General features: G+C 70.9%; 25 protein-coding genes. 15 read left to right on the top strand and 10 right to left on the bottom strand.

The genetic code is table 11. The annotated features are described in order from the left end of the window. Positions 1-3 precede the first annotated feature (3 nt). From CFK39_RS10000 to CFK39_RS09960, 9 genes are all read left to right on the top strand, one after another. Positions 4-1,143, top strand: coding sequence for an ABC transporter ATP-binding protein (locus CFK39_RS10000; protein WP_089065335.1), 1,140 nt, complete (start codon positions 4-6; stop codon positions 1,141-1,143). Positions 1,144-1,324: 181 nt separating this feature from the next. Next, complete coding sequence (locus CFK39_RS09995; RefSeq protein ID WP_089065334.1) at positions 1,325-2,299, top strand: hypothetical protein; 975 nt, start codon at positions 1,325-1,327, stop codon at positions 2,297-2,299. 64 nt (positions 2,300-2,363) lie between these two features. Next, positions 2,364-2,687, top strand: a complete 324-nt coding sequence (locus CFK39_RS09990; protein ID WP_089065333.1) for a hypothetical protein — start codon at positions 2,364-2,366, stop codon at positions 2,685-2,687. A gap of 235 nt (positions 2,688-2,922) precedes the next feature. Beyond that, positions 2,923-3,951 carry a LacI family DNA-binding transcriptional regulator gene (locus tag CFK39_RS09985; protein WP_089065332.1) on the top strand — a complete coding sequence of 343 codons (1,029 nt, stop codon included), beginning with the start codon at positions 2,923-2,925 and terminating at the stop codon, positions 3,949-3,951. 259 nt (positions 3,952-4,210) lie between these two features. Beyond that, positions 4,211-5,521, top strand: a complete 1,311-nt coding sequence (locus CFK39_RS09980) for an ABC transporter substrate-binding protein (protein ID WP_089065331.1) — start codon at positions 4,211-4,213, stop codon at positions 5,519-5,521. A 127-nt stretch (positions 5,522-5,648) separates the two neighbouring features. Then, positions 5,649-6,626: a carbohydrate ABC transporter permease gene (locus CFK39_RS09975; RefSeq protein WP_089065330.1), complete on the top strand. Its 978-nt coding sequence runs from the start codon at positions 5,649-5,651 to the stop codon at positions 6,624-6,626. Further along, complete coding sequence (locus tag CFK39_RS09970; protein ID WP_089065329.1) at positions 6,619-7,458, top strand: carbohydrate ABC transporter permease; 840 nt, start codon at positions 6,619-6,621, stop codon at positions 7,456-7,458. Before CFK39_RS09975 ends, CFK39_RS09970 begins: the two co-directional genes overlap by 8 nt. 35 nt (positions 7,459-7,493) lie before the next feature. Further along, positions 7,494-8,228: a sugar phosphate isomerase/epimerase family protein gene (locus tag CFK39_RS09965; RefSeq protein WP_089065328.1), complete on the top strand. Its 735-nt coding sequence runs from the start codon at positions 7,494-7,496 to the stop codon at positions 8,226-8,228. Positions 8,229-8,282: 54 nt separating this feature from the next. Next, positions 8,283-9,419: a Gfo/Idh/MocA family protein gene (locus CFK39_RS09960; protein ID WP_089065327.1), complete on the top strand. Its 1,137-nt coding sequence runs from the start codon at positions 8,283-8,285 to the stop codon at positions 9,417-9,419. A 60-nt stretch (positions 9,420-9,479) separates the two neighbouring features. On the opposite strand, the gene CFK39_RS09955 is transcribed toward CFK39_RS09960, so the two are convergent. From CFK39_RS09955 to CFK39_RS09940, 4 genes are all read right to left on the bottom strand, one after another. Beyond that, entirely contained in the window at positions 9,480-9,965 is a 486-nt protein-coding gene (locus tag CFK39_RS09955) for a PTS sugar transporter subunit IIA (protein ID WP_089065326.1), read from the bottom strand. A gap of 74 nt (positions 9,966-10,039) precedes the next feature. Then, on the bottom strand, positions 10,040-10,888 hold the full coding sequence (locus CFK39_RS09950; RefSeq protein WP_089065325.1) for an aldo/keto reductase: 849 nt from the start codon (positions 10,886-10,888) through the stop codon (positions 10,040-10,042). Between the two features lie 96 nt (positions 10,889-10,984). Then, positions 10,985-11,452: an NUDIX domain-containing protein gene (locus CFK39_RS09945; RefSeq protein WP_089065324.1), complete on the bottom strand. Its 468-nt coding sequence runs from the start codon at positions 11,450-11,452 to the stop codon at positions 10,985-10,987. Next, the gene (locus tag CFK39_RS09940) at positions 11,449-12,129 is read right to left on the bottom strand and encodes a PTS sugar transporter subunit IIA (protein ID WP_089065323.1); all 681 of its coding nucleotides are present in this window, start codon (positions 12,127-12,129) and stop codon (positions 11,449-11,451) included. Before CFK39_RS09940 ends, CFK39_RS09945 begins: the two co-directional genes overlap by 4 nt. Positions 12,130-12,247: 118 nt before the next feature. On the opposite strand from CFK39_RS09940, the gene CFK39_RS09935 reads away from it, so the two are divergent. Further along, positions 12,248-13,204 (top strand): sugar-binding transcriptional regulator, encoded by a 957-nt coding sequence (locus CFK39_RS09935; protein WP_089065322.1) that lies wholly within the window; start codon positions 12,248-12,250, stop codon positions 13,202-13,204. A gap of 185 nt (positions 13,205-13,389) precedes the next feature. Here CFK39_RS09935 and CFK39_RS09930 read toward each other — a convergent pair whose 3' ends face one another. From CFK39_RS09930 to CFK39_RS09920, 3 genes are all read right to left on the bottom strand, one after another. Next, a complete protein-coding gene (locus tag CFK39_RS09930; RefSeq protein ID WP_089065321.1) occupies positions 13,390-14,286 on the bottom strand; it encodes an aminotransferase class IV in 897 nt (298 codons plus the stop codon). 92 nt (positions 14,287-14,378) lie between these two features. After that, positions 14,379-15,173, bottom strand: a complete 795-nt coding sequence (locus CFK39_RS09925) for a hypothetical protein (protein WP_245822459.1) — start codon at positions 15,171-15,173, stop codon at positions 14,379-14,381. 90 nt (positions 15,174-15,263) lie between these two features. Beyond that, the gene (locus tag CFK39_RS09920) at positions 15,264-16,472 is read right to left on the bottom strand and encodes an NAD(P)/FAD-dependent oxidoreductase (protein WP_089065319.1); all 1,209 of its coding nucleotides are present in this window, start codon (positions 16,470-16,472) and stop codon (positions 15,264-15,266) included. A gap of 206 nt (positions 16,473-16,678) precedes the next feature. Between CFK39_RS09920 and CFK39_RS16900 the strand changes: the two genes are divergently transcribed. The 3 genes from CFK39_RS16900 to CFK39_RS09910 all read left to right on the top strand — a co-directional run bounded on the left by CFK39_RS16900 (position 16,679) and on the right by CFK39_RS09910 (position 19,296). Then, positions 16,679-17,611 carry a glutamate-cysteine ligase family protein gene (locus CFK39_RS16900; protein WP_245822457.1) on the top strand — a complete coding sequence of 311 codons (933 nt, stop codon included), beginning with the start codon at positions 16,679-16,681 and terminating at the stop codon, positions 17,609-17,611. Continuing rightward, a complete protein-coding gene (locus tag CFK39_RS16895; RefSeq protein ID WP_245822455.1) occupies positions 17,611-18,180 on the top strand; it encodes a hypothetical protein in 570 nt (189 codons plus the stop codon). Before CFK39_RS16900 ends, CFK39_RS16895 begins: the two co-directional genes overlap by 1 nt. A gap of 99 nt (positions 18,181-18,279) precedes the next feature. Then, entirely contained in the window at positions 18,280-19,296 is a 1,017-nt protein-coding gene (locus CFK39_RS09910; protein WP_089065318.1) for a bile acid:sodium symporter family protein, read from the top strand. A gap of 116 nt (positions 19,297-19,412) precedes the next feature. Here the strand turns inward: CFK39_RS09910 and rraA are convergent, their stop codons facing one another. After that, on the bottom strand, positions 19,413-19,895 hold the full coding sequence (rraA, locus tag CFK39_RS09905; protein WP_089065317.1) for a ribonuclease E activity regulator RraA: 483 nt from the start codon (positions 19,893-19,895) through the stop codon (positions 19,413-19,415). A 140-nt stretch (positions 19,896-20,035) separates the two neighbouring features. Continuing rightward, positions 20,036-21,835, bottom strand: coding sequence for a BCCT family transporter (locus tag CFK39_RS09900; protein WP_089065316.1), 1,800 nt, complete (start codon positions 21,833-21,835; stop codon positions 20,036-20,038). Positions 21,836-22,081: 246 nt separating this feature from the next. Between CFK39_RS09900 and CFK39_RS09895 the strand changes: the two genes are divergently transcribed. After that, positions 22,082-22,756: a DUF4352 domain-containing protein gene (locus CFK39_RS09895; protein ID WP_089065315.1), complete on the top strand. Its 675-nt coding sequence runs from the start codon at positions 22,082-22,084 to the stop codon at positions 22,754-22,756. 287 nt (positions 22,757-23,043) lie between these two features. Here the strand turns inward: CFK39_RS09895 and CFK39_RS09890 are convergent, their stop codons facing one another. Next, a complete protein-coding gene (locus CFK39_RS09890; RefSeq protein ID WP_089065314.1) occupies positions 23,044-23,865 on the bottom strand; it encodes a hypothetical protein in 822 nt (273 codons plus the stop codon). 100 nt (positions 23,866-23,965) lie between these two features. Here CFK39_RS09890 and CFK39_RS09885 point away from each other — a divergent pair, with 100 nt between their 5' ends. Further along, positions 23,966-24,484, top strand: a complete 519-nt coding sequence (locus CFK39_RS09885; RefSeq protein WP_089065313.1) for a hypothetical protein — start codon at positions 23,966-23,968, stop codon at positions 24,482-24,484. The last annotated feature ends 47 nt before the right edge of the window (positions 24,485-24,531 follow it).

Below are 24,531 nucleotides of genomic sequence, written 5' to 3'. Positions count from 1 at the left end.
ACCATGGCCACCGTCGAGTACCAGCAGGCCTCCCGCATCTACGATCCCTCCCGCCCGCCCGCGGTCAACCGGGTCTCCCTCACCGTCGCCGACGGCGAGTTCCTGGTCCTGGTGGGGCCCTCCGGCAGCGGGAAATCCACGGCGATGCGGATGCTGGCCGGTCTCGAGCCGATCGACGAGGGCTCCGTCCTCATCGACGATGTCGATGTCAGCGAGATGCGCGCCCGGGACCGCGACGTGGCCATGGTGTTCCAGTCCTACGCCCTCTACCCGAACATGACCGCGCGGCAGAACATGGCCTTCGCCCTGCAGAACCTCAAGCTGCCGAAGGCGGAGATCGCCCAGCAGGTCGACCGGGCCGCCGCGATGCTCGAGCTCGAGCCGCTGATGGACAAGAAGCCCTCGCAGATGTCCGGCGGGCAGCGCCAGCGGGTGGCCATGGGCCGCTCGATCGTGCGCAACCCCAAGGTGTTCTGCATGGACGAGCCGCTGTCGAACCTGGATGCGAAGCTGCGCGTCTCCACCCGCGCGCAGATCGGCTCTCTCCAGCGTGAGCTGGGCGTGACCACGGTGTACGTGACCCACGACCAGACCGAGGCGATGACCATGGGTGACCGGGTCGCGGTGCTCAAGGACGGCATCCTGCAGCAGGTCGACGAACCGACCCACCTGTACGAGCACCCCGGCAACACCTTCGTCGCCGGGTTCATCGGCTCCCCCGCGATGACCCTGATCGACGGCGCCACCGTCACCTCCGACGGCCTGGCGCTGCTGGGCCCGGGGCACGGCATGGATCTCGGACTGCCCCGGGAGCACGTCGCGAAGACCACCGACCAGGTGATCGTCGGCGTGCGCCCCGAGAGCTGGGAGATCGTCGGCGGCTCCGACGGTGCGCCCGACGGGCAGGACAGCCTGCCGCTGACCGTGCGGCTGGTCGAGAAGCTGGGCGGGGAGGCGTTCCTGCACTGCCACACGCGGGAGACCGAGTCGATGACCGCCACCGTGCGCGGCCATCAGCTGGTGCTGCGCCTGGACCACGGCTTCAAGGACATCGCCCCGGACTCCACGATCCACGTGCGGCCCAAGCCCGGCTCTTGCGTGTTCTTCCACCCCGAGAACGAGATCAACCTCGAGTACCTCTGAGATCGGCGACGTCGCCGGCAGCGAAGGCGCCGTTCCGCCCGGGCCCCGGAGGCCTCCTCGGGAAATCTTCGCAAACGCCTGCGGGGGCCACGGGGAATCGGTACGGTCGGTGACCGAACGTCCCCCATTCCCCACCTTCGCCGCGGCCCGCAGCCGGACGCGGTGACACCAGGAGCCTGCCATGCGCCCCCTCCCCCGTTCCGTCGTCGTGCTGTCCACCATCGCCCTCGCCTCCACCGGTCTCGCGCTCGGCGCCGGTTCCGCCTCCGCCGCGCTGACCACCCACTGCGACGGTTCCGCGGCTGACGTCACCGTCCCCGGGGACCTGGTGGTCGCCAAGGGCGACTCCTGCGTCCTCACCAACGTCACCGTGGAGGGCGAGGTGCGCGTGCGGGCCGATGCCGATCTCCTGCTCACCGACTCCACGATCGCCGACCGCGTGGTCGTCCGGGCCGACGGGTACGTCGACTCCGTCGGCACCACGATCGGCGGGAACGTCATCTCCCACGGCGGCTACGGCGTCTACCTCGACCAGTCCTCCGTGGCCGGCGCCTACCGGGGCCAGGCCGCGGACGGCGCCGATCCGTTCCTGTACTCCTACGACTCCTCCATCGAAGGCCGCGTGAACGTCGCCCAGGGCGCCGTCCACCTCGAGACCGTCACCGTCGGCGGCAACGTGACCACCGAGAACACGGTGTACACCGACATCATCGACTCGACCCTCGCCCGCGACCTCACCGTCACCGGCAACGCCGAGGGCACCGCGGTGTGCGCCTCGGAGGTCGACGGCGCGGTCACCGCCACCGGCAACGCCGGCGTGCAGCTCGGCATCGGCGACGGGATCGTGAACTGCGAGGACGGCAACTACTTCGGCTCCGACGTGACCGTCTCCGAGAACACCGACGGGACGGACGTCAGCGGCAACATCATCCGGGGCGCCCTCACCGGCGAGGCCAACCAGCCCGCGCCGACCGGCAGCGACAACCGCGTGCGCGGTGAGGTGGGCGGGCAGTTCACCGACCTCGCCCCGGCGATGCGGACGATGTCGGCCTCGGCGACCGAGGACCACGCCGAGCAGCTCGACACCCAGCGCGCCGAGCGTCGCGCCGCCGCCGAGAAGGCCGCCGAGCACGCGGGCCCGGCGAACCTGCGCTGATCCCCGCGGCGGCGGGCCGACAGGCCTCTGCGACCCGATCGTCCACCCGGAGGACTCCACGTCGATGGCAGAGCACGGCGACACCCCGGACTTCGTCCCCCCGACGTTCTCCCTCGCCCTCATGGGGCACCTCGCGACCGGGGTGGTCAAGGCCGCAGCGATCGCACTGCTGCTATGGGTGCTGGGCCTCACCGGGGTGACCAAGGGCGTTCCTGCTGGCACGGCGATCATCACGGCTGCGGTCGTGATGATCGCCGTCGCCGTCGTCTACTGGGCCGCTCTTCTCACTCTGGAGCGTCCCTGGCGCGACGGGGACACCCGAGCCGATATCCGGGCGAAGTACGAGCAGACGAAGCACATGACTCGTGAGCAGTTCCGGCCCCGGTGACCGGCGCGCCCGGCGGGCGGCTTCTCGGGCGGGTGCCCGGACTCCGCTCCACCGGTGGTGACACCCTCTCCCCGAAGCCACCCGGCGGACCGCGACTGCGGTCCCCTTGCCGAGCCGAGAACTATCATGACCGCAGCCGGCTCCGTGGCCCTCGCCCGACGCACGGCCCGCAGCACCGCTGCGTCGAGCGCCGAGCGCACTGTCCCGGCCACCGCCCCCGACCTGGAGTCGCCTCATGCCGCGGAAGTCCTCCCGCCCGACCGTCGCCACCATCGCGCGCGACCTCGGCATCTCCCCCGCGACCGTGAGCTACGCCCTGAACGACAAGCCCGGGGTGAGCGCGGCGATGCGCGCACGGGTGCTCGAGCATGCCTCCGCCATCGGCTGGACCCCGCACTCCGGGGCGCAGGCCCTGCGCCGCGGCCGCAGCGGGAACATCGGGCTGGTGCTGGTACGAGATCCGGAGGAGCTCTCCCGCGAGCCCTTCTACTCGGCCGTCACCGCGGGCATCGAGGCGGCGACCAGCGCCCATGGCTTCGAGCTGCTGATCCGTTTCGTGCGCGGCGGTGCCGACGACGAGGTCGACGTCTTCCGTGCCTGGTCGCATCAGCGTCGCGTCGACGGAGTGGTACTGCTGGACCTGGCCAAGGACGACCACCGCCCACCGGTGCTGGAGGCCCTGTCCCTGGACTTCGCGGTGCTCGGCCACTACTCGGGCCCCGAGGACTTCGTCAAGGTGACGACCGCGGAGCCCGCTGACGCCGCCACCGTGATCGACCACCTCCTCGAGCGTGGCTACGACGGATGTCTCCAGCTCACCGGCCCCTTCGAGTACGCGCACGAGGGGCGGCGCCGTGAGCTGCTCGCGAGGCTGTGCGCGGAGCGCGGCATCCCGCACCTGCATGTCCCCGGCACCTACACGGTCGACTCCGGCTACCGCGCCTTCCAGGCGGCGGACACGTCGCTCAGCGCCCGCCCCGCCGTGGTCACCTCGAGCGACCTGATCGCCGTCGGGGCCCTGCGCGCGGCCGCCGCACAGGGCGTCGCCATCCCGCGCGACCTCGGCCTGGTGAGCTGGGACGACTCGCTGATCGCTGAGGTGACCTCTCCGAGCATCACCGCCCTCAGCCGTCGCCCCTTCGACATGGGCCGCGCCGCCGGCGACCTGCTGGCGCAGAAGATCGACGGCCGGATCCCCGGCGGCAGCACCATCGAGAACTCCCCCGCGGCACTGATCCCGCGCGGCTCGACCGCCCGCCCCTGACCAGCCCCGGTCACGTGGAACCGAGCCGCAGACGGTTCCGCACACCGTCACGGATGGCATCCCCCAGGGCCCATTGCAGCCCGTGACCGCTCTGTGACCCAGCTCCGTTGACATTCGCGTCGGGCTCCGGCCATACTTACCGAATCGATTAAGTTCGAATCGATTAAGCTTCGGTGTCCCCGACGACCGGAGCGGCAGTCCCCCTTCGCTGTCCCCTCTGCGACCGCTCACCGATGACGGCGCACCAAGGAGTCCCCCGATGCGACGACGCACACTTCTGTCCGCTGCCCCTCTCGCCGCCGTGACCGCGGCCGGCCTCGCCGCCTGCGGCTCCGGCTCCGGCGGTGGCGGGTCCAACGACTCGCCCGATTCCCTCACCTACTGGGCCTCGAACCAGGGCACCAGCCTCGAGAACGACAAGGAGGTGCTCACCCCGGTCCTGGAGAAGTTCACCGAGGAGACCGGCATCGAGGTGTCGCTCGAGGTCATCGGCTGGTCCGATCTCCAGACCCGTATCCAGACCGCGATCACCTCCGGGCAGGGCCCGGACGTGCTCAACATCGGCAACACCTGGGGCGTGAGCCTGCAGGCCACCGGCGGGCTGCTCGAGCTGGGCGATGCCGAGTTCGAGGCGCTCGGCGGGCGCGACCGCTACGTCCCGGCCGCTCTGGCCACCGGCGGTGCGGTCGACACCGACCCCACCTCGATCCCGCTGTACGGCCTGGCCTATGGCATGTACTACAACGTGCAGATGTTCGAGGACGCCGGCATCGAGCCGCCCACCACCTGGGAGGAGATGGTCGAGGCCGCCAAGGCCCTGACGGATCCCGACAAGGATGTCTACGGGATGTCGCTGGCGGCGGGCTCCTACACCGAGAACAACCACTTCGCCTTCATCAACGCCACCCAGAACGGCGCCTCCCTCAACAGTCCCGACGGGAAGCCCACCTTCACCGAGGACGGCGTGGTCGACGGCATCCTGCGCTACCTGGACCTGATGCAGGAGCACAAGGTGGTCAACCCCTCCAACGCGCAGTTCGACAACGGCACCAAGTCCGTCACCGCCTTCGCCAACAAGCAGGCGGCGATGATCATCAACCAGAACAACGCCAACGCCACCATCGAGTCCCAGGGCATGACGCCCGAGGAGTTCAAGGCGGTCCCCTTCCCGGCACCCGCCGATGCGGTGGACGACTGCGCCTCGCACCTGGCCGGGATCAACCTCGCCGCCATGGCGGACACCGACAACCGCGACGGTGCCCTCGCGTTCATGAAGTTCATGACCTCGCCGGAGACCCAGGCCGAGCTCGGCAAGCCCTTCGCCTCCCTGCCGGTGCTGGTGGACGGCGAGCCCACCTTCACCGATGACACCGAGCAGGCGGAGATGTTCATGGAGATCTACGCCGAGCGCTCCGCCCCGCTGCCGCTGGTGCCGTGGGAGGACCAGTTCGAGACCACCGTCGGCCAGGCGATGAACAGCATGTTCGCCAAGATCGCCACCGGCGGCACCGTCACCCGCGAGGACGTCGTCACCGCCATGCAGACGGCCCAGGACTCGATCCGCGCCTGAGCGCACGACGGCCGAGGGGCGGGAGCACGCCGCTTCCGCCCCTCGGTCGCCCCGATCCGGCCCGTCGCTCGCCCTATCCGGCCCGTCGGCCGCTCCGATCCGTGCCTCCCCCGCCCGAAGGACCCCCATGACCCTCTCCACCCGTCCCGGGACCGCGGCGCCCGCCTCGCGCCCGGACCCCCCGGCACCGCGCCGCCGCCCGCGCCGCACCTGGTTCCCGTACCTGATCCTGCTGCCCGCCGTGGTGCTGGAGGTGCTGATCCACATCATCCCGATGGTGACCGGTTTCTGGATGAGCTTCGTCGAGCTCACCAAGTTCTTCATCCGTCGCTGGACGGAGGCCCCCTTCGCGGGGCTGGAGAACTACCGGATCGCCGTCGACCTGAACACCCCCGTCGGTCAGGAGCTGCTCAGCTCCTTCCTGGTCACCCTCGGCTTCACCATCCTGGTGGTGGGTCTGAGCTGGGGGCTGGGCATGGCGGCGGCCGTCGCCCTGCAGCGTCCCTTCCGCGGGCGCGGCGTGTTCCGCACCCTGTTCCTGATCCCCTACGCCCTGCCGCTGTACGCCGCCGTGATCACCTGGAACTTCCTGCTCCAGCGCGACACCGGAGTCATCAACCACATCCTGGTCGAACAGCTGGGACTGTTCGAGGATGCGCCGTTCTGGCTGATCGGCGACAACGCCTTCATCTCCGTGGTGGTGGTCGCCGTCTGGCGCATGTGGCCCTTCGCGTTCCTGATGTTCATGGCCGGGCTGCAGTCCATCCCCGGCGAGCTCTACGAGGCCAGCGCCATGGACGGCGCCACCCCGCTGCGGCAGTGGCGCGCCGTCACCCTGCCGATGCTCGCCCCGGTCAACCAGACGATGCTGCTGGTGATGTTCCTGTGGGTGTTCAACGACTTCAACACCCCGTACATCCTGTTCGGCACCGCCCAGCCCCCGGCCGGTGACCTCATCAGCTTCCACATCTACAACGCCTCGTTCCTGTCCTGGGACTTCGGCGTGGGCAGCGCGATGAGCGTCCTGCTGCTGCTGTTCCTGCTGGTGGTGTCCCTGCTCTACCTGTACTTCACCCAGTGGAGGAAGGAGTCCTCCCATGCGTGAGACCCTCGGCGAGAAGATCTTCCGCACCGTCGTGCTCGTCGGCCTCGGCCTGTTCGTGCTGCTGCCGCTGTACGTCATGATCACCACGAGCCTCAAACCGCTCGGGGACGTCCAGGCCGGGTTCTCCTGGCTGCCCAGTCGCGTCACCTTCGGGCCGTTCATCGAGATGTGGTCCACGGTGCCGCTGGCGCGCTACTTCATGAACTCGCTCGTGGTCACCTCGGTGGCGACGCTGTGCAGCGTGGTGGTGGCGATCTTCGCCGCCTATGCCGTCTCCCGCTGGCGGTTCCGCGGTCGCACCCCGTTCATGACCACCGTGCTGTCCACCCAGATGTTCCCCGGCGTGCTGTTCCTGCTGCCGCTGTACCTGATCTTCGTCAACATCGACACCACCTTCGGGATCCCGCTGGTGGGCACCCGCATCGGCCTGATCATCACCTACCTGACCTTCTCCCTGCCGTTCTCCATCTGGATGCTCGCCGGCTATTTCGACGGCATCCCCCGGGAGCTGGACCAGGCGGGCAAGGTCGACGGCGCCGGAAACCTCACCATCCTGCTGCGCATCATCCTGCCCGCCGCCCGCCCCGGCATCGTGGCGGTCGCGATCTACGCATTCATGACAGCCTGGGGCGAGGTGCTGTTCGCCTCCGTGCTCACCACGGAGGACACCCGCACCCTGGCCGTGGGCCTGCGCCAGTACGCCACCCAGACCAACGTCTACTGGAACCAGGTCCTCGCCGCCTCGATCGCGGTGTCGATCCCGGTGGTGGTCGGCTTCTTGATGATGCAGAAGAACTTCGTCGCCGGCCTCACCGCCGGAGCCGTGAAATGATCCCACCACTTCTCACCCACCGCGAAAGGACCCCGATGGAGATCTCCGTCCAGATGTACAGCGTGCGCGAAGCGCTCGCGACCGACGTCCAGGGCACCGTGCAGCGCCTGGTCGAACTCGAGCTCACCCACGCCGAGCCGTACCACCTGCTGGAATACCGCGACGAGCTGGTCCGTGCCCGTGAGCAGTTCCCGATCGACTTCCCCAGCGCCCACCAGTCGTTCCTCGGCGAGGTGGACTTCCCAGCCGTGCTCGAGGCCGCCCAAGCCGTCGGCGTGCAGTACCTCGTGGATCCGTTCTGGAACCCGGAGGACTGGACCGACGCCGAGAAGGTCCGCGCCCTGGCCGACACACTGAACCAGCGGGCCGTCGCCGCCGCCGAGGCGGGCATCCGCGTCGGCTACCACAACCACCACTTCGAGCTCGCCTCGCAGCTGGGCGGGCGCTCCGCGCTCGAGGTCTTCGCCGAGGCGCTGGACCCGCAGGTGGTCCTCGAGGTCGACACCTACTGGGCGGCCGTCGGCGGCGCCGATGTGCCCGCACTGCTGGGTCGCCTCGGCGAGCGCGTGCAGCTGGTCCACCTCAAGGACGGCGACCTCTCCACGGATCCCGCCGCCCAGCTCCCCCTCGGCACCGGGGCGATGCCCCTGGCGGAGACGCTGCAGGCCGCCTCCGGCGCCGCCTACGGCGTGATCGAGTTCGACGACTACGCAGGCGACATGTTCGAGGGCATCGCGGCGTCGGTCGCCCACCTGCGCTCCGTCCTCTGACCTGACCCGCTGCCACCACCGCGAACCCGCACCCACTCCTCGAAGGACACCCCTATGACCTCTCAGACCCCGACCGGCCCCGTCGGCGTCGGCCTCATCGGCGCCGGCACCATCTCCTCCCAGTACCTCACCCACCTCACCTCCTTCCCGGACCTCGTCGTGCACATCGTCGGCGACCTGGTCCCCGAGGCCGCCGCGGCCCGCGCGGAGGAGTTCGGCATCCCCGCCTCCGGCACCGCCCAGGACGTGCTGGACCACCCCGAGGTGGAGATCGTGGTCAACCTGACCATCCCCACCGCCCATGCCGAGGTCTCCCGAGCGATCGTCGCGGCCGGCAAGCACGTGTGGACCGAGAAGCCGATCACCACCGACCCGGCCGACGCGAAGGCCCTGCTCGCTGCCGCCGCGGAGGCCGGGGTGCGGGTGGGCGGCGCGCCCGACACCGTGCTCGGCGCCGGCATCCAGACCGCACTGCGCACCCTGCGCGACGGCGGGGTCGGCGCCCCGGCCAGCGCCCTGACCCTGTTCCAGTCCCCGGGCCCGGAGTCCTGGCATCCCAATCCCGCGTTCCTGTTCCAGGAGGGCGCCGGCCCGCTGTACGACATCGCCCCCTACTACACGACCACCCTGGTGCTCGCCCTGGGGCCCGTGGCCTCGGTCAGCGCCGTCGGCTCGAAGGCGCGTGAGCAGCGCACCATCGGCTCGGGCCCCAAGGCCGGGGAGGTCTTCGACGTCACCGTGCCCACGCAGGTCGCAGCGCTGCTGCGCTTCACCTCGGGCCAGAACGCGACCGTGCTGCTGAGCTTCGACTCCCCGCACACGCGCACCGGCTTCGTCGAGGTGTACGGCACCGAGGCGACGCTCGCCTTCCCCGATCCCAACGTCTTCGACGGCGACTCGGCCCTGACCGCCTACCGCGGCGAGGAGCCGACCGCAGTGCCCGCCACCGGCGCGACCACCGGCCGCGGCCTGGGCGTGCTGGAGATGGCCCGGGCGCTCCGCGCCGGGGTGCCCCACCGTGCCCAGGGCGAGATCGCCGCGCACGTCCTGGACATCATGGTGGGCATCGAGACCGCGATCGCCGAGGACTCGATCGTCCAGATCGACTCGCGCTTCACCGAGGTCGAACCGATGCCGGCCGACTTCGACCCCTTCGCCGCGACGCTGGCGACGGTGCCTGCCGGGGTCTGATCTGCGGCGAGTCGTGGGTTCCGTGCCACCAGGGTGGTCAGAGCGCACGGAACTCACGGCTCACCCCGCGAACCACTCGCGGGCATGACGCTCGAGATCGACCTCATCCGTCGCCTCGAGCATCCCGCGCACGGACTCGGGCTCCTGCAGCCGAGCCACCAGGGTCTGCAGCGCGGCCTGCTGGCTCTGAGCGTCATCGAGCACCAGCATGACCACCAGCTCCGCCCAGATGGTGCGCTCCCCGGAGGAGCCGATCGCACCGAAGGCCACCGGATGCTTCGGGACAGCGATCGCGATGCCCGGGGTGATCACATGCTCCGGATCGGTGTGCGGGATCGCTGCGGGCACGAGCGTGGGCAGGCCGGTGGGCTGCTTCTGCTCGCGCCGCAGCACTGCGTCCTCGAAGGACCCGGTGACCGCGCCGATCTCCCGCAGTCGGGCCGAGAGGGCCCGCAGCGCGGCCGAGGCGTCGTCCACCTCCAGTCCGACGATCGCCGCCCCGGGCAGGATGCTCGTGCCGGGCGTCTCGGCGCTGTCCTCACTCATGCTCCGGCTCCTTCGCGCGCCGCGGCGCGGTCGGCTGCTTCCGCGCACATTTCCCGGTCACGGGTCCTCCCGGCTCAGGCGCCCTGGTGCCCGGCGAACTCGGCCGGATGCAGGCCGCGGCGGCCGTCCTCACCCTTGTGCAGGGCGCTGATCCGGGCGACCTCGTCCTCGGTGAGGGTCAGCTCGAGGGAGGCGAAGTTCGCCACGATCCGCTCGGGCGTGACGGACTTGGGGATCACCACGTTGCCGAGCGCGAGGTTCCAGCCGATCATCACCTGGGCCGGGCTGACGTCGTGGGCATCGGCGATCTGCGTGATGACGGGATCCTCGAGCTCCCCGCCGTTCTGCCCCAACGGCGACCAGGACTCGGTGACGATCCCCTTGGCCGCATGGAAGCGACGCAGCTCGGGCTGGTTGAAGTACGGATGCAGCTCGATCTGGTTCAGCACCGGCACCACGCCGGTCTTGGACTCGAGCTCGATGAGGTCCTCCATGCGGAAGTTCGAGGTGCCGATCGAGCGGATGCGGCCCTGCTTCTGCAGCTCGATGAGGGCCTTCCAGGTCCCGACCGACAGCCCGGCCGACGGGGCGGGCCAGTGGATCAGGTAGAGGTCGAGCTCGTCGAGGCCGAGATCGGCCATGGTGGCGTCGAAGGAGGCGTGGGTCGCGTCGTAGCCCTGGTCCTGGTTGGGGACCTTGGAGGTCACGAAGACGTCGTCGCGCGGCAGGCCCGCGGTGCGCAGCGCCTGGCCCACGCCGGCCTCGTTGTTGTAGCCGCGGGCGGTGTCGACGTGGCGGTAGCCGGCCTCGAGCGCCGCGACCACCACCTCGGCGGCGACGTCGTTCTCGACCTGCCAGACCCCGTAGCCGAGCTGCGGGATCGAGTGGCCGTCACGGAAGGGGAGGCGGGGCGAGGTGGTCATGGTGCTCCTGGCTCTCGGGTCGCGGTGGGCCGCCGCGAGGGGCGGTCCCGCCAATCTATCGGCTCGCCAGCGGCTCGGCACCGACCCGCTGCCGCCTCATCCCCGGCTCACGCCGAGGGAGAGCGGGCGGTCGCTGGGATCGGACTCGAGCCAGCGCGCGAGCGCCGGCGGCTGGATGTCGTACTCAGCGAGCCGGCCCAGCGGCAACCACGCCGTGCCGGCCTGCCGGCGGTCGGGATCGATGCCCTCCCCCGGCTCCTCCCCCTCGGCCAGACCGCACCAGTACGCCACGTTGACCTGGTGGAAGGGTGCGATCGAGGAGTCATCGCGGACGCTCCGCTCGGTCATGAACTCGAACAGGCATGCCACCTGGTGGACCTCGACCTGCGCACCGATCTCCTCCCGGCACTCGCGGATCAGGGCGGCAGGCTGGTCCTCGCCGTGCTCCTGGCCGCCGCCGGGCAACTCGAACAGCTCTCGGCCGGTGGGGTGGACGTACCGGTTCATGAGCACCTGCCGGTTGCGGATGATGAGGGCCTTCACGGCCACGCGCGGGCCCTTCACGCCTCGGCTCCCGGGTCGTCGTCGGGCTCTTCACCGTCGGCGGCGCCGGGATCAGCGGCGCCGGGATCGGCGGCCCCGCAGCCGACGACGTCGGGGTCGGAGGTCGCGGTGTCGGTGGCAGCGCGCTCAGTGCCGCTGCCTCCCGGGTCGCTGCTGCCGGCCCCATCCCGCTCGGGGGCCGGCAGCGCCTCGGCGAGGAGCACAGCGGCGAGCTCCCGCAGCTCATCGTCCCCCTCTGCCTGCAGCAGCTCCGCGACGGCGGCCTCGTCCCGCAGCAGACCCATCAGGCGCTGCAGTGCGGCGAGGTGCTCCCTGGCGTCGGTCAGCAGCGGCATCGCCACCAGGCGCGTCTGGACCGTGCTCCCCTTCGCTCCCATCTCTCCGAAGGGGACGGGGCGAGCGAGGGTCGCGAGGACCAGTCCCGGGACCACCACGTGCTGCGGATCCGCATGCGGGATCGCGGTGGGGATCGGGGTGGGCAGGCCGGTGGGGTAGGTCCGCTCGCGCGCCTGCAGCGCCTCGGGGAAGTCGACGGTGACAGCGCCGGCGTCGAGCAGCCTGCCGGCGAGGGAGCGCAGCACGTCCTCGGCATCGGAGACGTCCAGGTGCGCGAGGACCACCGTCAGCGCCAGGGGCGCGCGGGGCTCGTCGGCGGAGGGTCGCGGTTCTGTGCTCATGGTTCCTCCCGGGTCGGTCACCCCTGATTCTGGCACCTCTCACCGCTCGCCTGCGTACGCTGGGCGGATTCATCCGGTCATCGTCTCGCGACCGGCAGGAACCTGCCCAGGAGCACCCATGCCCGCCCCTCGTGACACCGCCCTCGTCGTGCGTGCGGCGCGCCTGTACTACGAACGGGGCCGCTCGCAGACGGAGGTGGCGCAGGAGCTGGCACTCTCCCGCTCGAACGTCTCCAGGATCCTCGCCCAGGCCCGGGAGCGGGGCATCGTGGAGGTCACGATCCATGACCCCGACGGGCCCCCGCAGCGCGACGAGGCGCTCGAGGCCGCCCTGCGCACCGCCTTCACCCTGCGCGAGGCGCACGTGGTCTCCGCTCCGCGCACGACGGCGATGGAGTCGGTGGCCCGTGCGGGAGCGGCGGTGCTCAGCCGGCGGGTCGCCTCGGTGCGCAGCATCGGGGTCTCCTGGGGGGAGACGGTCCAGAGCGTCGTCGCACAGCTGGAGACGCTGCGCCCCCGACCGACGCCCGCGGTGCTGCCGCTGGTGGGCGGGCACAGCGCGCTGGACCAGTTCGACTCGGGCGAGTCCGTGCTGCGGGTCCTCGGCTCCCGCCTGGGGGCGACGCCGCGCACGCTCTACGCACCGGCGGTGCTGGAATCGTCCACGGCAGCGGCGACGCTGCGCGGCGAGTCGAGCATCAGGGAGGTGCTGGCCGCGGCGGCTCGCGTGGAGCTGGCGCTGGTGGGCATCGGCTCGCTGGGAGTGCACTCCTCACCGCATGTGCTCGAGCTGATGGGGCTGGACGCCTCCGAGCGCGCCGCGTTCGCCGCGCAGCATCCGGTGGGGGATGTGTGCGGGCGCTTCATCGACGCCCACGGGATACCGCTGGGTGCACCGACGGATCAGCGGGTGCTGGCCGTGACCTTCTCGGAGCTGCTGCGGATCCCGGAGGTGGTGGGGGTCGCGGCCGGAGCGGAGAAGGCGCCGGGCGTGCTCGGGGTGCTGCGCAGCGGCGCGATCGACACCGTGGTGCTCGATGTCGACCTCGCCCGGGAGATCCTCGCGCGCGCCTGACTGCGCCCAACGAGCACCCGAGCACCTGAGCACCCTGCCTCAGCTGTCGCTGAGCAGGGGGCGTGGCGACAGCTGAGGCAGCTCGAGGAGCGATGACCACACCGACGCAGCTCGGGCCCCGCAGCCTGCGCGCCCGGCAGCTCAAGCTCAGCAGCTCGCGGGTGCTGCACCCTGCGCCCGGCAGCTCAGGCCTGGCCCTTGAGGACCGTCTGGAAGCGGGCGGTGAGCTCGGGGTCCACCGGCAGCTCCGCCTCGTCGAGATGGGTGATCGGTGCGGCGAGCCGGGTCGAGGAGAGCAGCCAGGCGCCGTCGGAGCCGGCCACGTCCGCCGCCGTCATCAGCTCGTCCCGCGCCGTGACGCCGTCCTGCTGCAGCCACGTGAACAGGCTCTTCACACTGGTGCCGGGCAGCACCCCGGCGCTGACCGGGGTGGTGAGGAACTCTTCGCCGCGGCGCACCAGCAGGGTGGACGTCGGCCCCTCGAGCACGAAGCCGTCGCTCGACAGGAACAGCACGTCGGCGGCGCCGCGCCGCTTCGCCTCGCGCACGGCTGCCATGTTCACCGCGTAGCTGAGGGTCTTCGCTCCGGGCAGCAGCCAGGGGCTGGTCCCGGTGACGGTGGTGGACAGGCCGCGATCGAGCACCGCGACGCGCATGCCGGCCCGGAACGGGCTCCAGTCATCAGAGACCCGGGCGTGGATCCAGCAGGTGGGGACGCCGGAGCCCTCGATGCCGCGGGTGAGCATGACGCGCACGCTGAGCTCGGCGACCGGCTGGTGGGCTGCGATCGCGGCGTCGACGGCCTCGGCGAGGACCGCCTGGTCGGGCGCGGGCAGCTCGATCTGGGCGGCGCTGCGGGAGAGCCGCGCCAGATGGGGGCCGACGTTGACGGGCTCCCCGTCGAAGGCCCCGATGGTCTCGAAGACGCCGTCGCCGCGGGTGGCGACCAGATCGGTGACCGACAGCTGCGGGACGGTCGCGTCGGCCAGGTGGAACGGGGCGCCGCCGTCGGCCGGGGCGCCGGTGGCACCGGGGACGAGGAGGAGGACCGGAGCGGGGGCTGCGGGGCTGGTCGTGGTCATGTCACGGCTCCTGATCGTGGGGCCTCACGGGTTGGGAGGCGGTCCGACCAGGGTAGACCCGTCACCCCGTCGGTTCCACGACGGGGCGGCGGTCAGCCGCCGAGCACGGCGATGACGCGGCCGCGCTCGCTCCAGGCGATATGCGTCTCGAGCGGGTCGCCGGGCACCTCGATCTCCATCAGGTCCACCCGAGCACCGGCGGGTGCTGTGCGCAGATCGGCGACGGCGAGCGTCCCGGCGGGCAGACCGTCGATGCCGGCGACGGCAGGGTCCTGCAGCGGCACCTCGAGGGCCGGGGCGGAATCGGTCATGCCCAGGAGCGCGGCGAAGAGATGCTCATCCATCAGCTGCTCCGCCGCATCGGTGCGTGCGCTCTCGGAGTCCTCGGCGGCCGGCCCCCGGGCCGCGAGCGCATCCAGGGTGGCCTCCAGGGCGTCCGCGAACCGCTCGAGGTAGGCGGCGAGGTCGTCGGCGGCCAGCTGCAGGGCGAGGTCCTCGCCGATGCCGTACACGGCCCCGGGGGCGCCGTCCTCGTCCAATGCCAGCACCACTGCCGCCTCGGGCGTCTCGTACAGCGGGTAGAAGCTGGTGGCGGCACCGAGCAGGGTGTACGGCCCGACATCGGTGCGGTCCTCGATCTGGAGCGTCAGCATGGTCAGCCCCCGCACCTCGATGCCACCGAGCTCGTCGCCGATCTGCTCGAGGGCGGGCGGCGGATCGGCCGCCACCTCCTCCTCGGTGACGGCGAGGCCGGGGATCAGCGCGGCGTCCTCCTCGTGGGTGTTCACCAGCGAGGCGAGACGGTCCAGGACCGGTCGCACGGAGGCCAGCGGCAGCACCTGGGCCTCGGTGGGCCAGGGCAGGGAGTTGTTCATCGGCGTGCTCACGGGCCCAGTCTGTCACGGGCTGCGGCGCCTGCCCGGGCCGGGGCCACGCCGCCCGCCCGGCAGCTGCCCGCCCGGGACGGGGCCGCACACTCAGCCCGGGGTGATCTGCCCGTCCAGCTCCTCGGGGGCGAGCTGATCGTTCTGGGAGGCGGCGATGACCTCCCGCGCGCGGTCCACCGAGTCCCAGGTGTTCCACAGCAGCACGCCCTCGACCTTCCCGTCCTCGAGATAGTGGACGACGGCGGCGGTGCGGTCCTGGTTCCACACCTCGCGCATCTCCAGCGAGGCGTCCAGGCGGCCCACGGCCTCGTACCCGTCGTCGAAGAGGTCGGAGAAGAACAGCGGCGTGTAGTCGTACGCCTCTTCGGCGCCGGCCATGTTCTTCCCGGCCGCGGTGCCGGAGGCCTGGGCGTGGTCGACGTGCTCGACATGGCGCAGGCCCAGCAGCGGGTCGTCGAACAGGGCGATGTCCCCGGCCGCGTACACATCCCGCGCGCTCGTGCGCAGGTAGGGGTCCACGACCACGGCGCCGCTGTCGAGGTCCAGGCCCCCGTGCTCGGCCAGGTTCGTGTTCAGCACGGCGCCGAGGCCGAGCACGGCGACGTCGGCATGCAGGGACTCCGCCTGCCCGGAGTGGAGCACCAGCTCATCCTCGGTATCGATGCCCATCAGCCGGAACCCCGGCACCAGAGTGACGCTGTGCTCGGCGAAGGTCTGCTCGAGATGGCCGGTGATCGAGGCGGGGAAGAGATGCTCGAGCAGGTGGCGGCCGGCATGGGCCAGCGTCACCTGGGCACCGGTGCGGGTCAGTGCGGCGGCGACCTCGGAGCCGATGTAGCCGCCGCCGACCACCACCATCCGGGCGCCGTCCTGCGCGAGCCCGCGCAGGTGGCGGTAGTCGCCGACGGTCCGCAGGCAGACGACCCGGTCGTCCTCGACGCCCGGGAAGTGACGGGCGGAGGACCCCGTGGCCAGCAGTGCCTTCCCGTAGTGGATGGACTGCCCGCGCGCGGTGCCCACGCGGTGCGAGTTGGGCCACAGCTCGGTGACCAGGGTCGAGGTGAACAGCGACGCGCCGGTCTCCTCCGCGGTGTGCAGCTCCTGACTGGCGGGGTCCGCGTCCTCCCCGGTCCAGAGGTCCTTGGACAGAGCGGGCCGGTAGACCGGGCTGTGCGGATCGGCCGAGAGGATCGCGATGGTGGCTTCCGGAGACGCGGTGCGGATCGCTCGGGCGGCGGAATCGGCGGCCATACCGCCACCGATGATCACGTGGTCGTAATGGGCTTCCAGATTCGTCATCGCAGGCTCCTTCGCCGACCGGGTGGTTCCTCCACAGTATTCTGGAGCAGTCATCGCGGCAATCTCTCCGCCGTGGGCAGGCCGGGATCGGTGCGTCGGCCGCCGCCCGCAGCGCCGTGCAGTCCGGTCAGCGGCCCCCGCTGCCCGTCGGCGCGCTCGGCGTGCTTGGATGAGCGTTCCCCGCCCCGCCAGCCCCGGAGGTCCCCATGGGACGCGAGATCGGCAGCACCGAGTACACCCGCTCCCAGCGCACGCGCTACCGCCGGGAGCTGCGTCGCAACCTCGACCTCTTCGAGTCCTTCCTGGACACGGCCGAGTTCGTGGACGAGGGGACCGTGGGCGTCGAGCTCGAGATGAACCTCGCCCGCACGGACACGATGGCTCCGGCGCTGATCTCCGACCTGGTGCTCGAGGACCTGGACGACGAGGCCTATGTCCACGAGATCGGTCGCTTCAACCTCGAGGCGAACCTGCCGGTCACCCACCCCGAGGGCAGCGGCCTGCGGGAGCTCGAGCAGGAGCTGGCAGAGAAGATCGACCGCGCCGACGTCGCCGCTCAGGCCCGGGGCGCGCGGGTCATCCCCGTCGGCCATCTGCCCACGATCACCGAGGAGCTCTTCGCCACCGACGAGTGGCGCGCTCCCGGCGCCCGGTACGAGGCCCTCGAGCGCACTGTCCTGGAAGCGCGCGGGGAGGAGATCGCGCTGCGGATCGAGGGCGAGGGGAAGGGGCGCGGCCTGGACGTCACCTTCGACTCCATCGCACCGGAATCCGCCTGCACCTCGATGCAGCTGCATCTGCAGGTCCCGCCCGAGCAGTTCGCCGATGCCTGGAACGCCGCCCAGGCGATCGCCGGGCCCCAGGTGGCGCTGGCCGCGAACTCGCCGTTCCTGCTGGGCAAGCGGCTGTGGCACGAGACCCGCATCCCCACCTTCGTGCAGGCGCTGGACACCCGGCCCCCGGAGTACGAGGCCCAGGGCGTGCGCCCCCGGGTGTGGTTCGGCGAGCGCTGGATCACCTCGATGTTCGACCTCTTCGAGGAGAACGTGCGCCTGTTCCCGGCACTGATCCCTGAGCTGCGGGAGATGGCGGAGGAACCGCTGCTGACCGAGGGCTCCTCCCCCGCCTGCACGAGCTGATGCTCCACAACGGCACCGTGTGGCGCTGGAACCGACCGATCTACGATCCCGGCGTCGATGTCCCGCACCTGCGACTGGAGAACCGCCTGCTGCCGGCGGGCCCGACCCCCGCGGACATGGCCGCCAATGCCGCCTTCTTCTACGGGATCCTCCATGCGCTGGTCCATGAGCGACGCCCGCTGTGGTCGCGGATGAGCTTCGAGCAGGCCGCAGAGGCCTTCCAGCAGTGCGCCCGCTGGGGCCTGGAGGCTCGGGTGCGCTGGCCCCGGGTGGGCCGGGTGCGGGTCGCGGACCTGCTGCTCGAGCAGCTGATCCCGCAGGCCATGGACGGGCTGCGGAGCCTCGGGGCGGACGCCGTCGTGGTCGAGCACTACAGCGGGATCCTCTCCGAGCGCGCCCGCACCGGTCGCAACGGTGCCCGCTGGCAGATCGACACCGTCACCTCGCTCGAGGTGCGCGGTGCGAGCCGCCCCGAGGCGCTGGCGGAGATGACCCGGCTCTACCGCTGTGCGGTGGACTCGGGCGCGCCGGTCCACGCCTGGCCCGTCCCCGCACGGCAGCGCGGCTGAGCGCCTCGGCGGAGCCCGGAGCTGCCGAGTCTCGGATCACACGGCAACAAGTGGTCCACATGATGGGATGTCGTCTCATAGCGCAGTACGATGCGGCGCATGACTCCTTCATCCCCGTCCCCCACGACGAAGGACCCCGCTGTCGCCCCCGGCACGTCGTCCCCCTCCCGGTCCCCGGAGGATCGTTCGGCCCGTATCGCGGTGACCGTCTTCCCGGTCCTGATCCTCGCCGCGGCCGTCTTCGCCTTCTTCGTCCCCTCCGCGGGCCAGGCCCTCGCCCCGTTCACGGCGATCTTCCTCGGCATCATCATGTTCGCGATGGGCCTGACCCTCACGATCCCGGACTTCGCCCTGGTCGTCCGGCGCCCGCTGCCGGTGCTGATCGGCATCGTCGCCCAGTACCTGCTCATGCCGCTGCTCGGCCTCGGCATCGCCCTGCTGCTGCAGCTCCCGCCGGAGCTCGCCGTCGGCGTCATCCTGGTGGGCAGCGCCCCGGGCGGCACCAGCTCCAACGTCATCGCCTACCTCTCCAAGGCGGATACCGCCCTGTCGGTGACGATGACGTCGATCTCCACCCTGCTCGCCCCGCTGCTGACGCCGCTGCTGACGCTGTGGCTGGCCGGCTCCTATCTGCCGGTGGATGCGGGCGCCATGGCGATGTCGATCGTGAAGATGGTGCTCATCCCGGTCGTCGGCGGTCTCGTGGTGCGGCTGCTGCTGAGCAGGCTCGTCGACAAGGTGCTGCCGGCGCTGCCGTGGGTCAGCGTCGCCGGCATCTCGCTGGTGATCGTCGCCGTGGTCAGCGGCTCCACCGAGGCGATCGTCTCCGCCGGAGCGATCGTGCTGCTGGCCGTGGTGCTCCACAACGGTCTGGGCTATCTGCTCGGCTACTGGGCCGCCCGCCTGCTGCGCCAGGGTGAGCGCGCCGCCCGCACCACCTCGATCGAGGTCGGGATGCAGAACTCGGGCCTGGCCGCGACCCTCGCCGCGAGCGCCTTCGCCCCCGCTGCCGCCCTGCCTGCGGCGATCTTCTCGATCTGGCACAACCTCTCCGGCGCCATGCTGGCGACGTACTACCGTCGCAGCGCCGAGAAGCACCGGAGCGACGCCGCCTGAGCCGGCTCCGCGCTCCGAGGACGGGCCGACGCCCCGCAGCTGCGGGCATCGGCCCGTTCCGCTTCCCTCGGAGCTCGGCCGGTCGGTGGTTCAGCCGGCCGACGCGAGTCGGTGGTTCAGCCGGCCGACGGGAGGACGACGATGCCGTCCTCGTCGCTGACGAGGATCGCCCCCGGAGTGAAGACGGCGCCACCGAAGCCGACCGGGACGTCGCGCTCGCCCAGCCCGTGCTTGTGGGAGCGGCGCGGGTTCGTGCCGAGCGCCTTGAGGCCGAGGTCCAGCTCCGCCAGGGCTGCGCTGTCACGGACCGCTCCATGGACCACCAGGCCTGCCCAGCCGTTCTCCTGCGCAGTCGCCGCCATGCGGTCGCCGAGCATCGCGCAGTGCAGCGAGCCGCTCGCGTCCACCACGATCACCCGACCGCGACCGGGCTCTCGGACGATCTCCTTGAGCAGGGAGTTGTCCTCATGGCTGCGGACGGTGACGATCTCGCCGCGGAAGCGGTGGCGGGCGCCGAACTGGCGGAACTGGGTGTCGCAGGTCATCAGCGCCTCACCGTGCTCGTCATGCAGGTCGGTGGTGGCGGGGACGTCGGTCATCGGGTTCCTTTCGAGAGGAGAACGGCTCCTCGGGAGCCGCCCCGGGTCGAGCGGCCGGAGTCGGCCGGTGCCGGATCCAGGAGGGGCCGACGCACCGCTGTCGCGGCCGTCGGCCCCTCCTCATGGGACGACCTGACGAGTCAGCTCCCCTCGACCCGTCCGTCCTCCGGCAGCTCGGCACGTGCGCTGCCCGTGCGCGAGGGCAGGGTGCCCTGCTCCGGCTGGTAGTCCAGGTCGATGTCCGCGATCTCCTCGTAGGGATCGGTGAGCACCGGCACCTCGGAGGTGAAGGTCGGCTCGACGACGTAGTCGTCGGTGTCGTACTCCCCGTCCTCCTCGCGCCGCTCGTACTCCTCCGGCGGCAGCACCTGGGCCCATTCGCGGGTGCGGATCGGAGGCAGCTCACCGGCGTCCTCCTTCAGCGCCCGCAGCAGGGCGTACATCTGGAACCAGCCCATGACGAAGAACGGCAACCCCACCAGGATGATCGTGGATTGCAGCGCCGTCAGCCCGTCTGCGCCGGAGAAGACCAGCAGCGCGGCGGTGACCAGCGCGATCGCCACGCCCCAGAAGATGCGCTGCCCGAGCGGGTTGTAGTCCTCGTGGCCGTTGGCCATCGAGTCCGTGACCAGCGCGGCAGAGTCCACCGAGGTGACGAAGAAGATGATCACCAGGATGATCGCGATCACCGAGATGACGAACGCCCCCGGGTAGTTGTCGAGGAAGGCGAACAGCGCTCCGGGGATGTCCCCATCGCCGACCACCCGGTCCACGAGGCCGCCCTCGCCGTTGAGCTCGATGTTGAAGCTCGAGTAGCCGAAGATGCCGAACCAGATCACGGAGAAGGCCGAGGGCACGGCGAGCACGCCCGTGACGAACTGGCGGATGCTGCGGCCCTTGGAGATGCGGGCGATGAAGATGCCCACGAACGGCGACCAGGTGATCGTCCAGGCCCAGTAGAAGACGGTCCAGGTGTTCTGCCAGCCGGTGTTCGCGAAGGTGTCGTTCCACAGTGCGAGCTCAGGCAGGTTGACGATGTAGCTGCCGAACGACTCGACGGTCCCCTTGATGATGAACAGGGTCGCACCGCTGGCGAGCAGCACGAAGATCAGCATCAGCACCGCCACGACGATGTTGAAGTTCGAGAGCACCTTGATGCCCTTGTCCAGGCCCATCGAGACCGAGATCAGCGCGAGCCCGCAGACCACGCCGATGATGATGAGGTTCCAGCCGGCGTTCTCGGGGACGCCGAACAGCTGGTTGAGCCCGCCGTTGATCTGCAGCGTCCCCAGGCCCACCGAGACCGCGACGCCGAAGACGGTGCCGATGATGGCGATGATGTCGATCGTCTTGCCGATCGGCCCGTGGATCCCCTCCCCCAGCAGCGGCTGGAAGATCGAGCTGACGCGCGGCGGCAGGTTCCGCTTGTGGATGAAGTAGGCGAAGCACAGCGCCGGCAGGGTGAAGATCGTCCAGGTGTGCAGCGTGAAGTGGTAGTACGTGAAGTTCATGGCGTCGCGCGCGGCATCCATGGTGCCGCCCTCGATGCCCAGCTCGGCGGCGCGCGGCGGGTTGCCGAAGTGGCTGACCGGCTCCGCGACGCCCCAGAACATCAGGATCGAGCCGATGCCGGCGGCGAAGAGCATCGCGAACCAGGCACCGCCGGAGTGCTCCGGCGGCTCGTCGTCCGGTCCCAGCTTCACGCGGCCGAACCGACCCATCGCGATGAAGATCAGGAAGGCCAGGAATACGGTGACGCCGAGGATGTAGAACCATCCCAGGTTCGTCAGCAGCCAGTCCGAGGCCACCTCCGTCGCCTTGCCCATGGGCTCGGTGAAGGCGATCGTCCCGACCACGAAGGCGATGATGATCGCCGCCGAGCCGAAGAAGATCACCGGTGAGGTGCGCAATCGCAATGCGTCGTGCAGTCTGTTCAGCAAGTTTCTCGACTCCTCGTGTGCTCAAGAGGCAAGCACGTCGTCGTCCGAAGGGCGGGTCCGAACTGGTCCCTGTGACCGAGCATAATTCCGACACCGGCCGGAATTCACAAGTTCTCCGCTTTCCCAGCCGGGAGAATCCCTCCCTCATCGGCCGCTTCGCGCCGGTGGGGACTCCTCCCCATCGCCTCATGGACACCTGCCCGATACCGTGATTCGGACGAACTTGGCGTCGACGCGGAAGAGACCATGAGCACCCCCTACGGAATGCCCCCTGCGGATCCCCAGCCTCCTGCGGCCCCTCAGAAGAGCCGCACCGGGCTGTACATCGGGATCGCGTGCGGGTGCCTGCTTCTGATCGCCGTCGTGGCCGCGGTGGGCGGTGTGGGGCTGTGGATGTTCTCCCGCGACGGCGGCGAGGACGGTCCCACTGCCGCGCCCTCCACCAGCGAGTCCTCGACCGAGGACCCCACCGACGAGCCGACGGACGAGGTGACCGAGGAGGAGTCCGATGACCCTCTCGAGACGCCGAGCGAGGACCCCTCGGAGGAGCCGACCTCGGAGGCCGGTGCCTCGTTCACGATCAAGGTCTCCTCTCCCGAGGAGGGCACCACGCTGGAGACCTCCACGGAGACGCTGACCACCGAGAACGGCAAGTTCATCGGAGTGGCGGTGACCATCACGAACGACGGCGGCAAGGAGATCGGCCTGGATCTCGACAACTTCACCTTCGTCGACGCGGACGGGGAGGAGCACGCCCTGATCTACGGCTCCTTCTCCACCGCTGGGCCGCAGATCGCGCCGGACGAGGAGGCGGACGCGCTGCTGTACGCGGATGTCCCGGAGGACATGGAGCTGGAGTCGATCACCTACACCGACGCGGTCGGCACCAGCGGGAAGAAGATCGAGATCCCGGTCGATTGATCGACCGTCCGGTCGGCCCCGATGTCCGTGCTGGTCGACGAGGTGCTCCGGGTGCGGGCGGCCCGACGCCCAGGGAAAGACCAGCGTCACCACAGGGGTCTTTCCGGGAGCTGTCGTCTACTGGAGCCAACGCGTCACCGGAGGACCCGCCGACTGAGGAGGAAGCGGGATCCACAGATCCGGGGGCGCGGGGGAAAGGGATGGCCCCGGCTCGTGGGGACGAGCCGGGGCACTTTTCTGTCTCGGCTCGCACCAGGGACCGGCCGAGCCCGTGCCGACCTCTCGGCTCAGCGCCGCAGGTCGATCCCGAACACCCGCCGGATCTGCGCCACCGCGTGGCGGGTGAAGCGCCGGTCCGAGGGCGTCGAGGCGAAGGGCAGCACCAGGCCCGGATGGTCGGGATGGGTGACCCGGCCGTGCGTGGCCCCGGAGGTGACCACGAATCCCACGGACTCCATGCGGCGCAGCAGCTCCCGGCGCGAGGTGGGGTGACGGGTCCCCTGACCACCGCGGGCGCTCGGCCCCGCGGCCTCCTCGGCGATGTCCGCAGCGGGCTCGTACTCCGCCGGCCGCACCGAGAGCGCGTAGCGCGTGGAGAACAGGCCGATCACGGTGTTGTCCGCCCGGCGCACCTGCACCACCAGCTCCGCGCGCAGGAAGTGGTCACTGGCCCCGGCGTCCGCGGTCCAGGCGTCCGCCGGGTCGGCGACGGTCTGCACGATCTGTTCGGTGGGCAGGCCGGGCACGCCGACGGAGCGGATGTCCTCGTCGGCGATCCGCAGCGGGCGCGGGAGCGGGCGGGGGTCCTCGGCGCTCAGGGAGTGCACGGCCTCCCCCGGCGGCGCCGGGACGGGGCGCGGCAGCTCGACGGTGCGCGCCCGCTGCCGCGGCAGGCGGGCCGAGGGGGACCGGGACGGGCGGGATGCTCCATCACCGCCCTGCGCGGGCGCCCTCCCTGCCGATGAGGTCGGTTCAGCGCTGGGCGGTCGTCCGCTCGCGCTCCAGTCGACGGGCCGCACCCGGCGGGCGGGGTCGGTGCTCCCGCCCAGCGCGTTCGGGGTCGGTCGGGGCGGGGTCGCTCGGCGTGCGCCGTCGCTGTCATGCGCCATGTCCTCGCCCCTCTCCACGAACTGGTTCTCCCCTGAGATGGTGGCATGCCGGAACGGTCCGCTAGCGTGTCGCTGGTCAACCCCCGCCGTGAGGATCCCCGTGTCAACTCGCATCTCCCCCGTCCGTCCCTCCGCCGCCCGCCTCGCCGGGGCCCTGCTCGCCCTGATGCTGGTCGCCGCCGGCTGCGGGGAGAGCGCGCCCGGCCCGGAGCAGCCGCCCTCCAGCCCTGCGGCGTCCGACGCCGGCGGCTCGGAGCCCGGCGCCTCGGACGACGGTGGGCAGACGGCCGCCGCGGTGCCGCAGGAGAAGTACTCCGTCACCCCGGCTCCCGAGGGCTTCACCCCGCCGGAACCGTGCTCCGGCGAGGGCGCCTACTTCGCGGAGGTCGGCGGCACGGCCACCCCGGAGCTGCCCGAACGTGCCGGGGAGACCCTCACCATCACGGCCGAGGGCATCGACGGAGCGGACGCACAGCTGACCGCCACTATCGGTGACGGCAGCTCCCGCCCGATCCAGGACATCACCCTCGGGGAGAGCGTGACCATCGATCTGTGGACGATCTCGGTCACCAGCGTCTGCGAGGACACCCAGCAGGTGGAGTTCGATCTCATCGACTGACGGCGGGCCGCTCGGGTCAGGCGGGAGCGGTGCCGCATCCACGGGTC

It is taken from the genome of Brachybacterium avium, assembly GCF_002216795.1.
Classification (GTDB): domain Bacteria; phylum Actinomycetota; class Actinomycetes; order Actinomycetales; family Dermabacteraceae; genus Brachybacterium; species Brachybacterium avium.
Note: the sequence above shows the minus strand (reverse complement) of the source record. Positions and strands in the feature narration are given on the sequence as shown.